This is a genomic window from Streptomyces sp. NPDC002573, assembly GCF_042889625.1.
Classification (GTDB): Bacteria; Actinomycetota; Actinomycetes; order Streptomycetales; family Streptomycetaceae; genus Streptomyces; species Streptomyces gibsoniae.
In genome coordinates, this window is sequence record NZ_JBIARC010000259.1 from 1 (window position 1) to 1512 (window position 1512).

At 70.0% G+C, this 1512-nt stretch carries 1 protein-coding gene; it reads left to right on the forward strand.

Annotated features, from left to right (window positions below; translation table 11 throughout):
- Positions 1–255: 255 nt before the first annotated feature.
- Positions 256–1485 (forward strand): IS110 family transposase, encoded by a 1230-nt coding sequence (locus ACFYX0_RS47790; RefSeq protein ID WP_388982128.1) that lies wholly within the window; start codon positions 256–258, stop codon positions 1483–1485.
- Positions 1486–1512 lie beyond the last annotated feature (27 nt).

The following is a 1512-nucleotide window of genomic DNA, read 5'->3' on the forward strand; positions in this document are numbered from 1 at the left end:
TACAAGTTCCTAATGGGGCTCAGCGGGCGGTAGGAGAGACTACGGTCCGTAGCCGCCAGCAGGTGAGCACTACAAGTTCCGGAGCCGGTGAGCTCTGAGGTGAGACCGTGCCCCTGCTGGTCGGCCGGGAGGCCTGACCGCTAATGGGATGGCGTGCCCGCCGGGCGGTTGGGCGTGAGCACTGGATCCATTAGGGCGCGAGCCGCGCTTCCCGCTGGCTGCATGCATGTTGGACGCGACAGGTTGGAGAAGCTGGTGCTGTTCATCGGCGACGACTGGGCCGAAGACCACCACGACGTCGAGCTGCAGGACGCGACGGGCCGCAGGCTGGCCACCGCGCGGCTGCCGGAGGGGGTCGAGGGGATCGCGAAGCTGCATGCGCTGGTCGCCCGGCACGGTGGCGGGGAACTGGAAGCCGGGCGGGTGATGGTCGGGATCGAGACCGACCGCGGCCCGTGGGTGCAGGCGCTGATCGCGGCCGGCTACCGGGTCTACGGGATCAACCCCCGCCAGGCGACCCGGTTCAAGGAGCGCTACGGCACCTCCGGTGCCAAGAGCGACAGAGGTGACGCCCACGCGCTGGCGGACATGGTCCGCATCGACGGCAGCCAGCTACGTCCGGTCGCCGGCGACAGCGACCAGGCCCAGGCCATCCGCGTCGTCGCCCGCGCCCACCAGACCCTCATCTGGGAGCGAACCCGCACTTTCCAGCGACTGCGCAACACGCTGCGCGAGTACTTCCCCGGCGCGCTGACCGCCTACGCTGCCCTGGAGCTGACCAGCACCGACGCCCTGGAACTGCTGATCAAGGCCCCCACCCCGGAGCAGGCGGCGAAGCTGACGAGGCCACAGATCACCGCGGTCCTGGCCCGGCACCGCCGCCGCAACCGGGACCAGAAGGCCGCCGCGATCCAGGCTGCGCTGCACGAGGCGCAGCTCGGCGTCGCCGCTTCGGTGGCCGCCGCCTACGGCGCGGCGACGGTCGCGCACGCAAGGCTGCTGATCGCGCTCAACGAGCAGATAGACGCCCTGGAAGAGCAGGTGAGCGCACATTTTCTCGCGCACCCGGACGCTGAGATCTACCTGTCGATGCCTGGCATCGGCGAGATCACCGGCGCCCGGGTACTCGCCGAGTTCGGGGACGACCCCACCCGCTACACCTCCGCGAAGGCCCGCAAGAACTACGCCGGCACCAGCCCGATCACCCGCGCCTCCGGCAAGACCCACGCCGTCCACGCCCGCTATGCGCGCAACGACCGCCTCGCCGACGCCCTCCACAAGCAGGCATTCTCCGCGCTGAACACTTCGCCCGGCGCCCGCCGCTACTACGAGAAGCAGCGGGCGCGCGACGCGGGCTACAACCCCGCCCTGCGCCAGCTCGGCAACCGCCTCGTCAGCATCCTCCACGGGTGCCTGAAGACCCGCACCCTCTACGACGAGGCAACAGCGTGGTCACACCACGCAACCCTCACCACCGCCGCTTGACACCCCTACGCCATGGGATGTCTCACC